Annotated in this window: 2 protein-coding genes; one reads left to right on the top strand and one right to left on the bottom strand. The window is 65.0% G+C overall.

Annotated features, from left to right (window positions below; all coding sequences use genetic code 11):
• Window positions 1-675 (top strand): DUF6515 family protein (locus tag HX846_RS35705; RefSeq protein WP_372242057.1); only part of this gene is annotated, 675 nt, incomplete at its 5' end.
• Here HX846_RS35705 and HX846_RS35700 read toward each other — a convergent pair.
• Window positions 672-1,429: cation diffusion facilitator family transporter (locus tag HX846_RS35700; RefSeq protein WP_178967294.1), on the bottom strand; the 758-nt coding region annotated here is incomplete at its 5' end. The two genes, HX846_RS35705 and HX846_RS35700, sit on opposite strands and share 4 nt — an antisense overlap.

Raw genomic sequence — 1,429 nt, 5'->3', positions numbered from 1 at the left:
GACGGCAACCAGCATTGGCAGGCCGGCAATGGCGGCCAGGGTGGCCCGGGCCGGCCCGGCTTCAACGGGGGTAACGGCGGTGGCAATAACCACCCCAACGATCACCGCTGGCCAGGCCGCCCCGACGGGCACGGCAATGGCTGGGGCCCAGGCCCGCAATACCGTCCGGGTTACATCGTCGACCGCTTCCCCGACCGCAATTACCGCGTGCCGTATCGCGGCCAGGACTACTTCTTCTCGGGTGGCTACTGGTATCGCCCACAAGGCCCGCGCTATGTCGTCGTGACGCCGCCTTACGGGATTCGCGTGCAATACCTGCCCGACTACGCGCGGGAAGTGTGGGTGGGCAGTGCGCTGTTCTTCCTCGCCGCCGGTGCCTATTACACCTACGAAGAAAGCAGCCAGCAGTACGTTGTGGTGCAGCCGCCACCCGCCGCGCCAGCGCCGCAACCCGTGCCCCAGGGCAATGGTTATGACGTGGTGGCTTACCCGGCCAACGGCCAGTCACCGGCGCAGGTCCAGCAGGATGGTTACGACTGCTATCGCTGGGCGGTGCAACAAAGTGGCTTTGACCCAAGGACCGTCACCTACGCCCCCGACCCGGCCGTGGTGCAAACCTACCGCCAGGCCCAGGGCAACTGCCTGAGCAGTCGCGGCTATCAGGTGCAGTACTAGGCCTTCTCGCCCTTGACCACTTCCTGCGGGTCGGCGTGCACCAGCACTTCGGCTCGCGGGTAGGCGTTGTGGATGGCATCGGCGGCCTGGTCGCTGATGCCGTGGGCTACGGACAAACTCAATTCCCCCGGTAACTCCAGGTGCAACTGCACGAACCAGTGGCTGCCGGAAATCCGCGTGCGCAAGTCATGTGCACCGAGTACACCGGGCACGCTGCACGCCAGTTCCAGCATGTGCTGGCTGACATCCGGCGGCAGTTCCTCGTCCATCAGCACCGAAAAACTTTCCCGGGCGATCTGGATGGCGCTCCACAAAATGTAGGCCGCGATGCCCAGGCCGAACCAGGCGTCCACCTGATGAAAACCAAACGCCGCCAGCACCAGCGCCACCAGGATGCTGCCGTTGAGCATCATGTCTGAGCGATAGTGCAGCGAGTCGGCGCGGATGGCGTTGGAGCCGGTTTCGCGGATCACCCGGTATTGCAGGATCAGCAGCGCCGCAGTCAGCGCCAGGGACAGAACGATCACGCCAATACTCAGCCATGGCGCGCCCACAGGTTCCGGATGCTGCAAACGCTGGAACGCCTGGAAGGCGATCAACACCGCACTGCCGGCGATGAACAACGCCTGGGCCATGCCCGACAGGGATTCCGCCTTGCCGTGGCCATACCGGTGATCGTCATCGGCCGGGCGCAACGCGTAGTGCACGGCCAGCAAGTTGAGCAGCGAGGTGACGCCGTCGAGCAGCGAGTCGG

It is taken from the genome of Pseudomonas sp. K5002, from assembly GCF_013386655.1.
Classification (GTDB): domain Bacteria; phylum Pseudomonadota; class Gammaproteobacteria; order Pseudomonadales; family Pseudomonadaceae; genus Aquipseudomonas.
Note: the sequence above shows the minus strand (reverse complement) of the source record. Positions and strands in the feature narration are given on the sequence as shown.